General features: G+C 65.3%; 19 protein-coding genes and 2 pseudogenes. 12 read left to right on the forward strand and 9 right to left on the reverse strand.

Features of this window, described 5'->3' with window-relative positions; translation table 11 throughout:
• Positions 1-220 precede the first annotated feature (220 nt).
• Positions 221-925, forward strand: coding sequence for a hypothetical protein (locus BFL43_RS03460; RefSeq protein WP_084890804.1), 705 nt, complete (start codon positions 221-223; stop codon positions 923-925).
• 13 nt (positions 926-938) lie between these two features.
• Here BFL43_RS03460 and BFL43_RS03465 read toward each other — a convergent pair whose 3' ends face one another.
• Complete coding sequence (locus BFL43_RS03465) at positions 939-1,577, reverse strand: vitamin K epoxide reductase family protein (RefSeq protein WP_084890806.1); 639 nt, start codon at positions 1,575-1,577, stop codon at positions 939-941.
• A 123-nt stretch (positions 1,578-1,700) separates the two neighbouring features.
• Here BFL43_RS03465 and BFL43_RS03470 point away from each other — a divergent pair, with 123 nt between their 5' ends.
• Entirely contained in the window at positions 1,701-2,654 is a 954-nt protein-coding gene (locus BFL43_RS03470) for a 2-dehydropantoate 2-reductase (protein WP_084890808.1), read from the forward strand.
• 92 nt (positions 2,655-2,746) lie between these two features.
• Here the strand turns inward: BFL43_RS03470 and BFL43_RS03475 are convergent.
• Positions 2,747-3,790: pseudogene (locus tag BFL43_RS03475) on the reverse strand (3-isopropylmalate dehydrogenase); the annotation flags it as partial.
• A gap of 183 nt (positions 3,791-3,973) precedes the next feature.
• Here BFL43_RS03475 and BFL43_RS03480 point away from each other — a divergent pair.
• The 3 genes from BFL43_RS03480 to BFL43_RS03490 all read left to right on the forward strand — a co-directional run bounded on the left by BFL43_RS03480 (position 3,974) and on the right by BFL43_RS03490 (position 6,192).
• The gene (locus tag BFL43_RS03480) at positions 3,974-4,753 is read left to right on the forward strand and encodes an SHOCT domain-containing protein (protein ID WP_084890810.1); all 780 of its coding nucleotides are present in this window, start codon (positions 3,974-3,976) and stop codon (positions 4,751-4,753) included.
• A gap of 75 nt (positions 4,754-4,828) precedes the next feature.
• Positions 4,829-5,788, forward strand: coding sequence for a DUF1731 domain-containing protein (locus tag BFL43_RS03485; protein WP_084890812.1), 960 nt, complete (start codon positions 4,829-4,831; stop codon positions 5,786-5,788).
• A 47-nt stretch (positions 5,789-5,835) separates the two neighbouring features.
• Positions 5,836-6,192, forward strand: coding sequence for a DUF2834 domain-containing protein (locus tag BFL43_RS03490; RefSeq protein WP_084890814.1), 357 nt, complete (start codon positions 5,836-5,838; stop codon positions 6,190-6,192).
• Positions 6,193-6,343: 151 nt separating this feature from the next.
• On the opposite strand, the gene BFL43_RS03495 is transcribed toward BFL43_RS03490, so the two are convergent.
• Positions 6,344-7,708 (reverse strand): MFS transporter, encoded by a 1,365-nt coding sequence (locus tag BFL43_RS03495; protein ID WP_084890816.1) that lies wholly within the window; start codon positions 7,706-7,708, stop codon positions 6,344-6,346.
• Between the two features lie 25 nt (positions 7,709-7,733).
• Positions 7,734-8,654 carry an alpha/beta hydrolase gene (locus tag BFL43_RS03500; protein ID WP_240498035.1) on the reverse strand — a complete coding sequence of 307 codons (921 nt, stop codon included), beginning with the start codon at positions 8,652-8,654 and terminating at the stop codon, positions 7,734-7,736.
• A gap of 71 nt (positions 8,655-8,725) precedes the next feature.
• Here BFL43_RS03500 and BFL43_RS03505 point away from each other — a divergent pair, with 71 nt between their 5' ends.
• From BFL43_RS03505 to BFL43_RS03515, 3 genes are read left to right on the forward strand one after another with little or no spacing between them, the layout of a single operon-like run.
• Positions 8,726-9,247 carry a DUF6328 family protein gene (locus tag BFL43_RS03505; protein ID WP_084890818.1) on the forward strand — a complete coding sequence of 174 codons (522 nt, stop codon included), beginning with the start codon at positions 8,726-8,728 and terminating at the stop codon, positions 9,245-9,247.
• Between the two features lie 56 nt (positions 9,248-9,303).
• On the forward strand, positions 9,304-10,530 hold the full coding sequence (locus BFL43_RS03510; RefSeq protein ID WP_084890820.1) for an MFS transporter: 1,227 nt from the start codon (positions 9,304-9,306) through the stop codon (positions 10,528-10,530).
• Between the two features lie 27 nt (positions 10,531-10,557).
• Positions 10,558-10,929, forward strand: coding sequence for a metalloregulator ArsR/SmtB family transcription factor (locus BFL43_RS03515; RefSeq protein ID WP_084890822.1), 372 nt, complete (start codon positions 10,558-10,560; stop codon positions 10,927-10,929).
• 10 nt (positions 10,930-10,939) lie between these two features.
• On the opposite strand, the gene BFL43_RS29315 is transcribed toward BFL43_RS03515, so the two are convergent.
• Together BFL43_RS29315 and BFL43_RS29320 are read right to left on the reverse strand one after the other, a co-directional pair.
• Positions 10,940-11,191 carry a GrpB family protein gene (locus BFL43_RS29315; protein WP_346425935.1) on the reverse strand — a complete coding sequence of 84 codons (252 nt, stop codon included), beginning with the start codon at positions 11,189-11,191 and terminating at the stop codon, positions 10,940-10,942.
• 1 nt (position 11,192) lies between these two features.
• Positions 11,193-11,507 (reverse strand): annotated as a pseudogene (locus BFL43_RS29320) (GrpB family protein); the annotation flags it as partial.
• An 18-nt stretch (positions 11,508-11,525) separates the two neighbouring features.
• Here BFL43_RS29320 and BFL43_RS03525 point away from each other — a divergent pair.
• The 3 genes from BFL43_RS03525 (at position 11,526) to BFL43_RS03535 (ending at position 13,372) form a co-directional block, all read left to right on the forward strand.
• Complete coding sequence (locus BFL43_RS03525; RefSeq protein WP_084890824.1) at positions 11,526-11,996, forward strand: HD domain-containing protein; 471 nt, start codon at positions 11,526-11,528, stop codon at positions 11,994-11,996.
• A gap of 87 nt (positions 11,997-12,083) precedes the next feature.
• Positions 12,084-12,950, forward strand: coding sequence for a hypothetical protein (locus tag BFL43_RS03530; RefSeq protein WP_084890826.1), 867 nt, complete (start codon positions 12,084-12,086; stop codon positions 12,948-12,950).
• Between the two features lie 20 nt (positions 12,951-12,970).
• Complete coding sequence (locus BFL43_RS03535) at positions 12,971-13,372, forward strand: nitroreductase/quinone reductase family protein (RefSeq protein ID WP_084890828.1); 402 nt, start codon at positions 12,971-12,973, stop codon at positions 13,370-13,372.
• Positions 13,373-13,395: 23 nt separating this feature from the next.
• On the opposite strand, the gene BFL43_RS03540 is transcribed toward BFL43_RS03535, so the two are convergent.
• A complete protein-coding gene (locus BFL43_RS03540; protein WP_084890830.1) occupies positions 13,396-13,812 on the reverse strand; it encodes a YccF domain-containing protein in 417 nt (138 codons plus the stop codon).
• A gap of 103 nt (positions 13,813-13,915) precedes the next feature.
• On the opposite strand from BFL43_RS03540, the gene BFL43_RS03545 reads away from it, so the two are divergent.
• Positions 13,916-14,131 (forward strand): hypothetical protein, encoded by a 216-nt coding sequence (locus BFL43_RS03545; RefSeq protein WP_084890832.1) that lies wholly within the window; start codon positions 13,916-13,918, stop codon positions 14,129-14,131.
• Position 14,132: 1 nt separating this feature from the next.
• Here the strand turns inward: BFL43_RS03545 and BFL43_RS03550 are convergent, their stop codons facing one another.
• Positions 14,133-14,777: a response regulator transcription factor gene (locus BFL43_RS03550; protein ID WP_084890833.1), complete on the reverse strand. Its 645-nt coding sequence runs from the start codon at positions 14,775-14,777 to the stop codon at positions 14,133-14,135.
• Complete coding sequence (locus BFL43_RS03555; RefSeq protein WP_084890835.1) at positions 14,768-15,883, reverse strand: histidine kinase; 1,116 nt, start codon at positions 15,881-15,883, stop codon at positions 14,768-14,770. Before BFL43_RS03555 ends, BFL43_RS03550 begins: the two co-directional genes overlap by 10 nt.
• Positions 15,884-15,940: the final 57 nt, after the last annotated feature.

A 15,940-nucleotide genomic window follows, 5' to 3' on the forward strand; every position in this document is an offset into this window, starting at 1 on the left:
AAACCGGCTAGACAAGCCGACGCCGAACCGGCCAACTACGTTCAAATTGCAACAGCCCGAATATGCCCTTCGAGCCCGCTGAGGGGGACGATCTCAGGGAGACGGACCGCTGATTCCGTGCTGAAAATGACGATCTCGGGACCACCGACAATTCGCCCCAATCGCGCTCCGCGGAGCGCGGTAGGCGCCAAGCGCGCATGCCAGCGCTTCCACCCCTGGCATGCTGGAGCGAGTGGATGCCTTTTGGAACTTCGTCGGCAACTACTGGTGGCTGGTGTTCGTCTTCGGAGGCACGGTCGGCGGTGCGTTCAAGGCGGTCGGTGCTGCCAACGAGCGGCGGGCGCAGCGCCGGCAGGAGCGGTACCGGCTCAAACAGCAGGCAAAGATCGCCGAAGCCGAGGCTTTGGGCAAGCGCCGCGTCGACGTCGCCGCGGTGAAGCGGGACATCGCCAAGTCGATGGATGAGCACAATCAGACCGACGCGCGGTGGTTCGCCTACGAGACCGATGCCGCGACCCTCTTGGACTATCCGATGATGATCGATCTGCGCGACCCGTTGACCATCGATTTCCACCGGGCCAAACGCCGCGCCGATCTGTTGCGGCCGGAGCACGTCGACGACCTCGTCGACGACCACGAACGGCAACGCGAATACCGAGATGTGGTGCACGACTACGCCACTGCTTTCGATGTCGCCGAGACCGAGGCGAAGCGGCGCCGTAGATCCGGCTTCAGCGTCGACGAGCAGGAACGCCTATTGCGCGCACAGCGTCTGATCAATCTTGCGCAGGACCCGGGTGCCAGCCCGGAGGAGCGGCGCAGCGCCTACGCGAAAGCGCGCAAAGAACTCGACGGCCTGATCGTGTTGCCGGTGGCCACCACCGAACAGCTGGAACAGCGCGTCGCAGGCCAGCTGGAAAGATGACGGCGCCCGAGCGTCAGAGCAGCGTCGACCAGTAGTACCAGAACCGCTCGGTGATCAAAGCGATCACGACGAGTACCCACAGCACCGGGATGACGGAGTGGACCGAGACCACTCGGTCGACCACTCGCCGCCCGCGTTCGGTCGTGGCGAAATAGTCTGCGGTGCGCAGACTCACGTACCAGAAGGAAAGCACCACGGTGACCCACACCGCCATGCAGTACGGGCACAGCGCACCGATGCGGTAGAAGCTCTGGAAGATGAGCCAGTGGACGAATACGAGGGCGGCGGTCAGCCCGACCTGCAGGCCGATCAGCACGAATCGCTGTGGGGTCCGGCCCATCATGACCGCGACGGCGAGCAGCGCGGCAAAGCCGGCGATTCCGAGCAGTGAGTTCGGGAATCCGAACACCGCCGCCTGGGAGGTGTCCATGATCGAGCCGCAGTTGACGACCGGGTTGATGCTGCACGACGGGACGTAGTCCGGGTCTGATGCCAGCTCGAACTTCTCGACCGTCAAGGTGAAGGACGCGATCAACCCGATCGTGCCGCAGATCCCGAGCATCCATGGCAGGAGTCTCGGAAACAAGACCGGGGTGTCGAGGTCGATCGGCGCCCCTGAATCGGGCGTCTCCGAGTCGAGCACTGCCGCCATCTACTCCTCCTGAACTGCCCCTACTTCGCCCCAGTAGTTTACGCGGGCCCGGGTCCGACTGAGCTGAGCGATTGCTTAGTGTGATCCACTGAATACTTCCCCGGTGCAAAGAAGGACACGAGCATGGCCAAGGTGTCGATCGTCGGTTGTGGCGCAATGGGTTCGGTGTACGCCGGACTGATGCAGGAGGCGGGTCACGGGGTGCACGGCGTCACGCTGTGGACCGACCACGTCGCCGCTGTGAACGCCGCCGGGCTGCGTGTCTACGGCGATTCCGGCGACCGAACCGTCCGCCTGGCGTCGATGTCGACGACTGTGGACGAGATCGGCGAGTGCGACCTGGTCATCATCGCGACCAAGTCCTTCGACGCCGAGGCGGCCGCGAAGTCGGCCGCAGCACTGATCGGACCCGACACCGTGGTGCAGACGATTCAGAACGGCCTCGGTTCTCCGGATGTCGTCGCGAACTCCATCGATCCCGACCAGATCGCGGTGGGGGTGGTGGGCGGCTTCGGGGCGTCGATCCCGACCCCGGGGCAGGCGCATCACAACGGTCGAGAGATCACCCGGTTCGGGGCGTACCGCGGGCCGTCCCGCGAACGCCTCGAGTTCGGGGCACAGGTCTGGTCGAGCGCAGGATTCAAGGTCGCGCTGTTCGATGACATTGATCAGATGGTTTGGGAGAAGCTGCTGATCAACGTCGCATTCTCCGGATCGTCGTTCCTGACGGGACTGACGATCGCGCAGATCATCAACGACCCCAAGGCGTGGCGGGTGGCTTCGGCATGCGCCCTGGAGGCACTCGACGTCGCGAATGCTCTGGGTGTGACGATCGACGTCGGTGATCCGATCGACTACATCCGCACGCTGGGCCTGCGCATCGGTGACGCGAAGCCGTCGATGCGGCTGGATGCAGAGCTCCGCCGCCGCGCCGAGGTCGATGCCATCAACGGGTCGATCGTGCGTGTCGGGGCGGAGACCGGTGTGCCGACGCCTGTGAACTCGGTGGTGGTCGATCTGGCGCACGCAGCAGGGTCCGCATACATCCACGAAGCGGACGTCACCAGGATCGGCTGACCCTGGGCCGCCCCAGGGCAGGCGTGCTGGGGAGCGAGTGACGCGAGGGTCTGCATCAGCGATCCGCTCGTGGTCGGGACGTCGATCTCGGCCACCCGCGTCGCGATGCGGGCACTCACCTCCGCGGTGTCCACCTGCTGTCCGGCCTTGTCGCCGCCCTCGGCCAGTACGGAGGCCGCTGCGGCCTCCAGGGTCAGAGCGGCCTCGCGTTCGCCGAGTCCGGCCAGGCACAGCGCTGCGGACAGCACTGCGGCGGTGGGATTCGCCCGGCCGGTACCGGCGATGTCCGGTGCCGAACCGTGTACCGGCTCATACATGCTGGGCGCCGATCCGGAGACGTTGAAGTTCGCACGCGCGGCCACGCCCAGGCCGCCTTGCACGACGGCTCCGAGGTCGCTGATGATGTCGCCGAACAGGTTGGGTGTCACCACCACATCGAACTGGCCCGGGTCCAGGATCAGGTGCTGGCACATCGCATCGGCGTGAACGTAGTCGTGTTCGACGTCGGGGTAGCGCTCGGCGATCTGGTCGACGATCTCTTGCCACAGCCGGCCGGTGTAGAGCAGCACGTTCTTCTTGTGACACAGGGTCAGCCGCTTGCGACGCGCCGACGCCATCCGGAAGCCGAACTCCACGATTTCCGACGTCGCGGGGACCGTGGTGATCGAATGCTGGATTGCGATCGCGTCGGGTGTTCCGTCTTTGACCATCACGCCGCCGCCGGTGTAGATGCCCTCCGTGTTCTCCCGCAGGATCACCAGGTCGCAGTTGTCCGAGCTCACCTCGGTCACCGGGCTGACGACACCCGGGTAGAGCCGAACTGGGCGGATGTTGACCGACTGATGGAACAGGGTGCGCAGGGCCACGATGAGGCCGCGCTCGAGGACTCCGGAATCCACGCGCGGATCCCCGACGGCACCGAGCAGGATGGCGTCGTAATCACGCAGTTGCTCCGCGACCGCGGCCGGGAGGGCCTCACCGGTACGCAGGTACGCCTCGGATCCGAGGTCGAAATCCGTTGTGTGAAGCTCGAATACGAACCGATCGGCGGCGACGTTCATGGCCGCCAACGCTGAGGCCGTCACCTCGGACCCGATTCCGTCGCCGCCGATGACTGCGAGGTTGTGTGTGCTCAAGCGAGTGTCCTTCTACGACTGGCTGCCGACCACCGGAAGCTCATTCTCGATTGTTGCAACATCATTTACATTGACCAGTGCGGTCTGCTTCAGCCGGCGCGGGAAGCGGTTTCTCGAGGCCACCGGACGTCCCGGGGTGCGTTAGGCTGCGGGCGTATCCGTCACGACGAAAGATCCACGACTATGAGGGCAGCGGTCACCCCCGAAGCCGAGAGTGCCATCGCTGACATAGCGCAGCGCTACTCGCTCTCCCAGGACGCAGTGTTCACCATGCTGGTCGCCGTCAACAACGGCGGCGGCACGATGGCGCAGTTCTCCATCCCCGAGCTCGGTGGGTCAGGGCAGTGGATGCGCGGCGGCATGACGATGGTCGGCAACATGTTCGACAACGGGCTCAAAGCCCGAGTCGACGGACTGTGCCGAGAGCTCTCCCAACTGCTTGCCACCACCACGGTCTTTCCCCCGATCACCACCAACGCCCAGGGCGGCTTCTCGTCGAACAACTGGTGGCCCGCCGACCTGGGCAGCCCCAGTTCTTCCGGCGCGCAGAACGACACCCGTTACGCAATCTTCCCGAACGCACGGCGGCTTGCGATTCAAACCGGGGGCGTGACAAGGGTTTACGACACCGGCGATCACCGGATCGGTGGGGTGCAGCAACAGCAGGGCGGTCCGTCCGGTTCCGTGAACTTCACCAGTCAGTTCGGGACTTTCGACGTATCCAGTCTGTCCGAGATCGGCGCGCAGTCGCAGGCCTCCACACACACTCCCGAACCGTCGTACGCGCCGCCGCCCCAGACGTCCCAGCCTCTGCAGGCGCCGGCGCAGCAATCCTCCGGCGCGATCGGCGACGCCGACGCCATCGTGGCAGCCATCGAGGCGCTGGCGGGCCTGCACCAGCGCGGCATCTTGTCCGACGAAGAGTTCTCCAGGAAGAAAGCGGAGTTGCTCGGCAGGCTCTGACTGTTCGGGGACGGTGACGGACGTAACCGCTCGTTGCCCTCGTGGTGCGGTGCCTGGTGGTTATAGCCTCGGCTCATGTCTCCCAGCGAAGCGAGCAGGCCGAGCACAGTCGTCATCGCAGGCGGGAACGGAGCACTGGGACGGCGAATCGCCGATGATGTCGCCAGTCGAGGTCTGGGCGTCACCATCCTCACCCGATCCGTCGATGTCCGGTCGCCGCACCGTCAGGTCGAATGGAACGGAAGGACTTCCGGCCCGTGGTTGTCTGCACTCGATACCGGGGCCGAGACAGCTCTCATCAATCTGGCGGGCAAGCTCGTGGACTGTCGGCCGACAGCGGCCAACATCGCCGAACTCAGGCGCAGCCGTGTCGATCCGACGCGCGCACTCGTCGACGCGACCAGAACGCTGGAAAATCCTCTTGTGCACTGGATTCAGGCAAGCACCACGGCCATCTGGAGCGATGCGGGGGAGTCCTGGTGTACCGAGGATTCTCCGGTCCCTGAAGGGCTGCCGCAGATGACCGGGGTGGTGGAGCCTTGGGAGCAGGCCGCAGCGGACTCGCCATGCGAGCATACCGTCATCCTGCGGACGTCGATTGTTCTCGACGCCAAATCCCCTGCTCTGCAGCGACTTACCCGGCTCGTCCGGTTCGGTCTTGGTGGACGGGTGGCCAGCGGCAGGCAGTGGGTCAGCTGGATCCATATCGATGACTGGCTGGCAATAGTGCGCTGTGCCCTCGGCCTCGACCCTGACGTGACGATTCCCGCAGGCGTTGTCGTCGCGGCGACAGACAATCCGGTGCGTAACGCGGAGTTGATGGCTTCGCTGCGTGAGCACTTGCACCGTCCACCGGCGCCACCGACTCCCGCGGCCCTCCTGAAACTCGGCGCGATCGTCCTGCGCACGGATCCTGCCCTGGGACTCACCGGACGACGTGCGCGGTCCCGGGTCCTCGCCGAACAAGGATTTCGCTTTCGATATCCCGAACTCGATGAGGCGCTCCGAGAACTGATCGGCGATCGGGCAAGATGAACACCGTTCGCCAAGTGAGCCACCTGTCGCACCACTGAGGAGTAATCATGCCGGACACAACCACGATCGATACTTGGCGCCGCCGATCACTGGCCGCGACGTTCGTCGCCGCGTTCGTGACGCAGAACGCCATCGCCGTGCCGTACGTCAAGGAGAACGGTCCGAAGTCGGTGCTGGACTTCTTCGTCGGAGACATCCACAAGACAGTCCCCGGCCGATTCGCGATGGTCGACCTGCTCTATGTGGTTGTGGGGTTCCATCTCTGGGCGATCGTGGAAGCCAAGAAGCTTGGGATCATCCGCTGGTGGGTCGCGTCGTTCGTGATGACGTTCGGGGTGGGGATCGCCACTGCCATACCGTTTTTCCTGCTCGCCAGGGACCTCGCCGTCGAGCGACGCGGCTGAAGTTTCGGCGCAGTAGACAGCCGGCCCCGAAACCGGAGGATCTGGCATTTCCTCCGAGTGTGGCGAGTTTCTCCGGTTGCAGCGGGAGGATGTGGCTGGTGTCGGAGGATGTGGGATTTCCTCCGACTTTGGTCGGCGCAGTAGACGGGCGTCAGCGCACTTCGCGCGGCGTCAGGATCCACGCCCCCACGCCCGCGAGCGCAAAGACCGACGACATCGTCAGCAACGTCAGGACGAAGCCGTGATCGCCGCCGCCGTAGACCGCCACCAGGGCGACACTGGCTGCGCTGCCGACGCAGAAGCCGAGATACCGCAGCACGGTGTTGAACGCCATCGCACTGCCGGTCTCCTCCTGCGGGATGTGGGGCACGATCAGAACGGCGAGTGAGGAAAAGGTGAAGCCGCTGCCGAGCCCACCGACGCCGGTCCAGATGAGCACCCAGACGATGCTGCTGTGGGAGAGCGCCAATCCAACTGTCGAACAGATGAACACCGCGCAGCCGATCGGCAGGATGATCCTGGGGCCGAGTCGCCGGGCGGCGGCGAGTGCGAAGCGGCTCCCGGTCACGCTCATGATCGAGTAGGGCAGCAACGTCAGGCCGGCCATGATGATCGACCGCCCCAGTCCCCACTCCTCGTTCTGCACCATGACGATGGTCAGGGTCAGCAGTGTGTACATCGCGAGCCCGGCACCGAATGCGATCAGATTGGGTGCAGCGACTCCGGGCCGGACCGACAGGCGGAGATCGACGAGCGGATGACTGCTGCGCAGAGTCCAGATGACAAAGACCACGACCAACAGAACGCCGGCCACTGCGAGTCCGATGGTCAAGGCCGATGCCCAGCCCCAGTGATCTCCCTGACTGACGGCGAGGAGGACCCCCACCATCCCGAGTGACAGCAGCAGCGCGCCCCACCAATCAACGCGCATGCGGGTCGCCGCGGTCGATGCCGGGATGAAGCGCAGTGCCATCACCAGGGTGAACGCACTGAGCGCCGCGCCCATCCAGTAGGCCACCGATACGCCGAGATACTGAGCGACGGTAGCGGTCAGCGGATAGCCCAGGCCCGCACCGGCGACCACCGCGACCGAGAGCATCGAGACTGCGGACGGCAGCCGGCTGGCCGGAAGCACCTCCCGCGCGACGGCCAGGGCCAATGGAACCAACGCGAGGCCCACACCCTGCATGGTGCGTCCCACCACCATCACGACGAATCCGACCTCGACAGCGGACAGGATGGATCCGATCGTGACTATGACCAGGCCGGCCAGGATCGTGGGCCTCCGCAGCGGGCCGGCGCCGAGACGTCCGACGATGGGTGTGGCGACGGCAGCCGTCAGAAGTGTTGCGGTCAAGGCCCACTGAGCTTGGGTGATCGCGATGTCGAAGTCGTCGGCGATCGCGGGGATGAGTGGCGCGCCGAGACTGCTCACGATGGCTGTGATCGTGGTCAGCAGGCCCAGCGTGAACAGCAGGATCCCATGGCGCGGCGGCCGGGTGGCTTCCTGCGCCATCAACGCGCAGGCGGGAACAGGGTGTTCACCGCCGGCTGTCCCACTGTGCCAACACTGTTCGCAGGGTCGCCACCAACGGCAGCGGCTGATCCATCATCGGATGGTGACCGGCATCTGCGAGTTCGACCACGGTCGCAGGTTGACCGAACAATCCGGCGATCTCAGCGCTCATCTCAGGGCTGACCATCCCGAGTTCGCAGCGGATGTAGATGGCGGGGACCTGTACGTCGGGGAGCAGCTTGCGCAGTTGCACGCGGTCCCCGCTCTCGTGACGCTTGCGGAACATGTCCGGATCGAACTTCCAGATCCACCCCGCTTCGGTCTGGCGTACCGATTCTTCGGCAACGTGCCGTGCCACATAGGGCAGGAGAGTGTCCTGCCTCGGTTCTGTCCGGAAGCGGCTCAGAATCTCGTCTCTACTCGGGTGGGCCCGGGATTTACGGTTGAGTTGCCGGAGGATGACCTCCTCCGGCGGTTCGTCGAACAACGGTGAGTCGATGATGACCAGGCCTGCCGCGTCGGTCGCTCGCAGCGCCCCGACCGCGGCGGTCACCCACCCGCCCATGCTGTGCCCAACGACGTACGGCTTGCCCGAGATACCGCCTGCCTCCGCGGCTGCGACGACCTCGTCGGCCCAGAGGCCCAGCGGATACCGCGACCGCACATCGCTGTCGCCGTGCCCCGACAGATCGAGCGCCACCACGCGGTGCGACGCCGCGAGCAGCGGCGCGATGTGGTCCCACCAGCCAGAATGAGCCGATCCGCCGTGAACCAACACGACGCCGGGTGTGTTCTCGCGGCCCCAGCAGCGCAGGCGAATCGATGCCCCGGCGACCTCGACCTCTCGGCGCTCGGGCAACTCCTCGATGGCGGCCCGGAACCACCGGGGTGTCGTAGCAGCCACGTCCGCTGTCATCACCATCTCCTCGTCCGCCGGCTCATACATCTCCTTGGACCATATCCATCACCGATCCCCAGCCGCTTGCCAGTGGGGTCGAACGGGCAGACGATGATCAGGTGGAATACAACCTGGGCGATGACGACTGGGATCGGCGTGAGCGCAACGAGACCCCGACCCAACGTCTCGACCGAAACTGGTCTGGCCTCCTGCAGGAATTGCGCGTGGTGCAGACGGGGGTCCAGCTGCTGACCGGTTTTCTGTTGACCGTTCCCTTTCAAGACCGTTTCTACGTGCAGGACAACATTTTTCAGTCGATCTACCTCGTGACGGTGAGTGCCTCGGTCGGTGCGACGATCTTGTTGCTGGCACCTGCCTCGATGCACCGGATCCTCTTCCGCCGACACCGTCTCAAAACCCTCATCGAAGCGTCCCAGCGTTGTGCCCTCGGCGGTCTCGTACTCCTGGGGATCGCACTGACCGGCGTGATGATGCTGGTGTTCGAACTCGTCATCGGACGGACGGCAGGGTGGGTCGCCGGCGCGGTCACGGTCGTGCTCTTCGGGGCCTTTTGGTTCGCGATCCCGTGGCGTTACCGCGAACTCGGCCCCGTCGAGGAGACGTCGGACCAACCGTCCTGACCCTCCTTGAGTAGTTGTATGTGCGCAACTGCGCACATACAACTATCATCGCTCATGTGATCGGCGTGCTGAGGAACCGCACCTTCAGGCACCTGTTCTCGGCGCAGGTGGTGGCTCTGGTGGGAACCGGGATCCTGACGGTAGGCCTCGGTCTCCTGGCCTTCGACCTGGCGGGATCAGACGCTGGTGCCGTGCTCGGGACCGCGCTGGCGATCAAGATGGTCGCGTACGTCGTTGTGGCGCCGGTCGTTTCGGCTCTCACCTGCAGGGTGCCGCGTAAGACCCTGCTCGTCGGCGCCGACGTCGTCCGCGCCCTCATAGCGGTCGGCCTGCCGTTCGTGACCGAGATCTGGATGATCTACCTGCTGGTCTTTGCGCTGCAAGCAGCGTCGGCGACCTTCACCCCCGCCTTTCAATCGGTCATCCCCTCGGTTCTGACGGCGGACGGCGACTACAACCACGGACTCTCCCTGTCGCGGCTGGCCTACGACCTCGAGGCCGTACTCAGTCCCGTTCTGGCCGCTGCACTCCTGACGGTGGTCGGCTACAACGTGTTGTTCGTCGGCACCGTGGTCGGATTCGTGCTGTCGGCTCTCCTGGTGGTCACTGCGGTCCTGCCTCAGCTACCCGTGCCGTCGGCCGACATGACCCGGAGACGACGTATCACCCTCGGCGCCTGCGAGCTGATCGCGAACGAGGGACTGCGCGGGCTCTTGGTACTCAACGTCGTCGTCGCGGCCGGGACAGCCCTGGTGATGGTCAACACCGTTGTGTACGTGCGGGAATTCCTCGGTGGCGCGGACGTGATGGTTGCGGCGGCCCTCGGCTGTTTCGGCGCCGGATCAATGGTGACCGCGTTGACGCTGCCACGCCTGCTCCGTGCGGTGGCGGTGAGGACGGTCATGCTGGGGGGAGCTGTCGTGACCTCGGCGGGTCTGGCCGGGGTGTCGGCACTTCTCATGATCGGCAGTGGTCGGCCCGAACTGCTGATGGCGACCTGGGTTGTGCTCGGGCTCGGTGGCTGCCTGATCACCACACCGTCGGCGCGTCTCATTGTGGACGCCAGTCGGCCGACCAGAAGATCCGCTGCGTTCGCGGCGCAATTCTCCCTGTCGCACGCGTGCTTTCTGGTGACCTACCCGATCGCCGGATGGGTCGGCGCAGTCGTCGGGCATGTCGAGGCCGCAACGATTCTGGCGACGCTCGCTATACTCGCGACCGCAGCTGCAGCCTGCATCTGGCCGACGCGCGTCCCCTCCGACCCGGCGTTGACGCCCGTGTGAGCGCGCCGACTCGAGAAGGTGAGAGCGATGGACAAGGAACGGGTGCCGCGTCCTCACCTGCCGCCAGAGACCCTGTCTCATCGCGTGATCCCGGATCAGGAACGGTTGACCGCCGCCAGCGAGACCCTGCGCATGCTGGCCGATCCGACCAGGCTCCACATCCTCTGGGTGCTGACCACCGGTGAGGCCGACGTCGCCACCCTCACCGACGCCGTGGTTGCCTCCCGTACTGCTGTCAGCCAGCATCTTGCGAAGCTGCGGTTCACCGGACTGGTGAACACCCGCAGAGAAGGCCAGCGGGTGATCTATCGCATCCGGGACGGTCATCTCGTGCGGCTGGTGCAAGAGGCGATGAACCACGCCGACCACAGTGTGACCGGCGAACCACCCCACGAATGAGGGCCCTTCTTCACCCCTCGGATGAACCGACCTGCCAGCCGGTGCGCTGAGCCCATCGCTCGGCACGGCCGGTGATCTCCCCGATGAGCGGACCTTTCGCTGCGGCGTACTCGTTCATGTCCGACCATTCCTGCGCGGCCAGGTCCTTCTTCAAGGCTCCGTAGGCGGCTCGGTCGTCGTCGTTGTGCCGCAACCAGTCCCGGAACAGCAGAATGCCGGCGTTGCCAATCGCTGCCGGGAGCGCACACGTGCACATGTACATCGAGTTCCGGGGTCCGCACCATGCGATGGCCGGGCTCACGAACGCGGAGCAGGTATCCGGCGGACTCGAGGGCGGGTAGGTATGCGGCCTCGTCGTCGGGATCGCGCACGGTGAGGTCGATGTCGATGATCGGCTTGGCCGATAGCCCAGGAATCGAGGTGGAGCCGATGTGGTCGATCCGGATCGCCGCGGCGCCGAGAGCGGTCTCGATCCGGCGCTGTTCACGAGCGAAGGCCGCAGGCCACTCGGGATCGTAGGCCACCAGCACGATCGCCCGCTGCTCGATTCCACCGATCAACTCGACGCCGGGATCCATGTGTGCCAGCCTAAAACCATGGACGCCGTACTGAGCGGTCAAGAGTTGATCGGTGTTGCCGACGCCATCGCCGAGCGCGCGCACAGCGGCCAGGTCGACAAAGTCGGCGGCGAGTACATCGTCCACCCGCGGTCGGTGGCGTCACGGGTCGCGCCGCGCGAGCCCGAGTACATCGCGACGGCGCTGCTGCATGACGTCATCGAGGACACGTCGTACACCGCCTCCGACCTGCTGAAGGCGGGGATCCCGGAAACGGTCGTCGTCGCGGTGACGCTGCTGACCCGCAGGGATGACGTTGCGCCTATCGATTATTACGCCGGTATCAGGACCGATGAGATGGCTCTCGCGGTGAAGCTCGCAGACCTCGCGGACAACACCGATCCGGTCCGCTTGGAGCGGCTACCCGCCCACACGCAAGATCGACTGCGCTCGAAATATCGGCAGGCCTATTGCGAGCTCGGGGCCTCAGAACTCGCTGCCGCTCTCTAGGAGCCGCCGGAGGGCGCACTCACCGACATCGGATCCGCCATCGCGCAAACGTGTCGTGACCACTGCAGCAGTGGCATCCTCGAACGCATGGCCATCGACCTGCCCACCGCGCGGCGCCTGTGGAAGCTGCTGGAACCGATCCACGCCGTCACATACTTCTCCGACGAGACCCGCGAGGCACTGTCGGCGGCCGGTTACCGCGGCTTCTGGATGGGCTACTTCGCCGGCCGGTCCGCGCCGCTCGGCCAGGTGGGCCCGGAGATCGTCACGGCACTTTTCTACAACTTCGCGCCCGACCACGTCGCGCGGGCGATCCCGGACGCCTGGACGTATGCGCCGCCGGAGACAGCGCTGGTCGTACGGCAGGAGGCGGCGGTCGCAACCCTGCAGCGCATGCTTCCGGCGCACATCGAGACCATCGACCGGGTCGTTGCCCGGCTTCGTCCGGTGGCGCAGTCGGCCGATGTCGGTGGACGCGCCCTGTTCGCCGCGAACGCTGCCCTGCCGTGGCCCCGCGGGAGCCACGGAGCGCTGTGGCATGCGGCCACCCTGCTGCGCGAACATCGTGGGGATGGGCACGTCGCCGCGCTCACCGTCGCCGGGGTGACGGGCAGAGAGGCGGGAGTGCTGCACGCCGCTGCGTCGGCGCTTCCCCGTCAGGTGCTGGAGACGAGCAGGAAGTACACCGAGAACGAATGGTCGACGCTCACTGCGAACTTGGCGCGGCGCGGTCTCCTGGAGGAGTCAGGCGCCATCACGCCCACAGGACGAGCCCTCAAGAGCGACATAGAGATCACCACCGATCGTCTGGCGGCGCCGGCGTACGGGTCTCTGACCGACCAGGACGTCGACGAATTGATCGCCGACCTCACCGAGCTGGCGAAGGTCGTGATCGCCAGCGGCGAGATTCCTTCGCAGACCCCGATGGGTCTCGATCTCGACAGTGTCGGCTGATCAGGGATTAGGATCGGCACATGGGTTTCAATGACGACATCATCGCGGAGTTCCGGGCAAATGACGGCAAGGTCGGTGGCAATTTCGAGGGCGCCCCGCTGTTGCTTCTGCATCACAAGGGCATCAAGAGCGGCAAGGACTACGTGGCGCCGCTCGTCTACCTGGAATCCGACGGCAAGCGGTACATCTTCGGCAGCTACGCCGGCGCTGACTTCGACCCGCAGTGGTTCAAGAACGTCAAGGCCGAGCCGTCCACCACGATCGAGATCGGTGCCGAGACCGTGCCGGTGACAGTCACCGAGGTCACCGGGGCCGACCGCGACCGCATCTTCGCAGCGCAGGTCGAGGTCATGCCGGGGTTCGCCGATTACGAGAAGAAGACCTCACGGGTCATTCCGGTCGTCGAACTGGTCCCGGCCTGACCTTTTCCTAGCGTCGGGTCGGCTCAGTACGCGGTCTGGCGGGGCGGCGGCGCGTAGATGCCGCCGCCGTCGGTGTCGACGATCTCGGCGCCCAGTGGGAGCAGTGACACGGGAATCATCTTGAAACTCGCGATGCCCAGCGGGATTCCGATGATGGTGAGGCACAGCAGGATTCCGGTTGTGATGTGACCGATCGCCAGCCAGATCCCAGCGAAGATCAACCAGATGACGTTACCGATCGCGGAGCCGACTCCCGCCGTCGGCTTCCGGACCACGGTGCGGCCGAACGGCCACAGCGCGTAGGCCGCGATGCGGAATGACGCGATCCCGAAGGGGATCGTGATGATCAGGATGCAGCAGATGATTCCGGCGGCGATGTATCCCAACGCCATCCAGAATCCGCAGAGCACGAGCCAGATGACGTTCAGAATGGTCTTCATCCGTTCATTCTGCCAAATGTGATCCGGGACGCACGGTGAATGGTTTTGGACCCCCGTGTTTGTTTGACTGTGTGAGGTCAGATCCACATGCGAGGTGTCATAAATGAAGTACGGACTGCGCGAGGCGCTGTGGTCGGTGGGCGTCATCCTCATCGTCGTGGTGCGGGTGGTCACGACCCTGAGCACGGCGCTGTTGGTCATGGGGTGGGTGGTGGTCGCGTTCCGGTCGGACCTGCTCAACGGCTGGCTCTGGCCGGCCGTGATCTCCGTCGTGCTGCTCGCGGGCAGCACCCTGCTCTACAACGTGGCCAGAGGTTGACTCAGACCCCGAGATAGGCGAGCACGGCCAGCACCCGGCGGTTGTCGTCCGCGGAGACCGGTAGATCGAGTTTGGTGAAGATGCTGTTCGAGTGTTTGCTGACGGCCTTCTCTGACACGAACATGGCTTCAGCGATGGCCGCGTTGGAACGACCCTCGGCCATGAGTGCCAACACTTCTCGCTCGCGGACAGACAGGCGCTCGAGCGGCCCGTCGGCTCGTTGCCCGGTCAGCAACTGCGACACCACCTCCGGATCGAGCACTGTACCGCCCGCGGCCACCTGCCGGACCGCGTCGATGAACCCGGCCACGTTCGCGACCCGGTCCTTGAGGAGATATCCGACCGCACCCTCGCCGCTCTCGAGCAGCTCCCGGGCATACAGCTGCTCGACGTATTGGGAGAGCACAAGGACAGGAAAGCCTGGCCGGCGGCCGCGGATCTTGATGGCGGCGCGCAGACCCTCGTCGGAGAACGTCGGGGGCATCCGGACGTCGAGCACTGCCACGTCCACTGCTTCGTCCGTGAGGGCGACGTCGAGTTCGGTGGCGTTGTCGACGGCCGCGACGACCTCCATCTGGTGGGCGGTGAGAATTCTCGTCAGGCCGTCGCGCAACAGCGCGTGATCTTCACCGATGACTACCCGCACGGAACCTCCATCGACACGATGGTGGGGCCACCAACGGGACTGTGTACGAACATTTTTCCGTCGAGAGCCGCGAGCCGCTGGGTGACGCCGTGCAGACCGGATCCCGACGCCGCGGCCCCTCCTATCCCGTCGTCGCCCACCTCTACGCGCAGCACACCATCGAAGATACCCATGGCGATCCAGGCGTTACGTGCGCGGGCGTGTTTACCGACGTTCGCGAGTGTCTCGGCCACCGCGAAGTACACCGCATTCTCCATCGCCGCCGGAAGACGCTCCCGGACACCTAGGTTCAGCGTGATGGGCAGTGGCATGTCGAGTGCCAGGGCCTCGACCGCGGCACCGACCCCGCGGTCGGCGAGCACCGGTGGATGGATACCGCGCACGACCGAACGCAATTCGCTGAGCGCAGCGGTCGCAGACCCCCGCGCCTCGGCCATCAGTTGTTTGGCGGCGACGGGATCACTGTCGATCTGACTCTCTGCCAGACCGATGGTCATGCCGAGAGCTGCCAGGCGGGCCTGCGTCCCGTCGTGCAGATCCCGCTCCACCCGGCGCAGTTCGGCCGCTGCGGAATCAACTGTCGCGGTACGGGATTCGGTGACCTGCTGTACCCGCGCCTGCAGCACCTCCGTGCGGCTTCGGTTCAGTGCCCAGAGATCCATGGTGGCGCGCGCTTTCATGAGAGGTTCGACGAAGGGAATGAGGACCAGTGTCGCGGTGAAGACGACGCCGACGAGTGAGACCGCGAATCCGACGGTCGACGCCAGGAACAACCATCCGAGGTCGCGCCATCGCATTGAGTCGGAGGTCCACACGTAGAGCAGGTGCAGAATGCTCCTGCTGCCGCCTGGTGCGTAGTCGCCTCGTTGCGCGGGCCGGTCGAGCATCCCGGCCGCCATCCGGCGATGCAGATCGCAGAGGGCAGCGGTCAGAGGCACGAACAACCACAGGACCAGTGCCCCGACCGTCACCAGCACCAGCGGGATGGCCACCACCACCACCACGAACAGCACCAGGGTCAGCGGAAAGGCCAGGGTGGTGACGAGTGCATACATCGCCGCCCGCAACCAGCGGATCGCGAGGCTCGGGCGCTCGTCGGTGTTCACAGTCGGCCTCTCTCGATGGGGATGAGGACTTCATGATGACCGCATCTGCCGGGAGAG

It is taken from the genome of Williamsia sp. 1135 (genome assembly GCF_002095395.1).
Taxonomy (GTDB): Bacteria; Actinomycetota; Actinomycetes; order Mycobacteriales; family Mycobacteriaceae; genus Williamsia.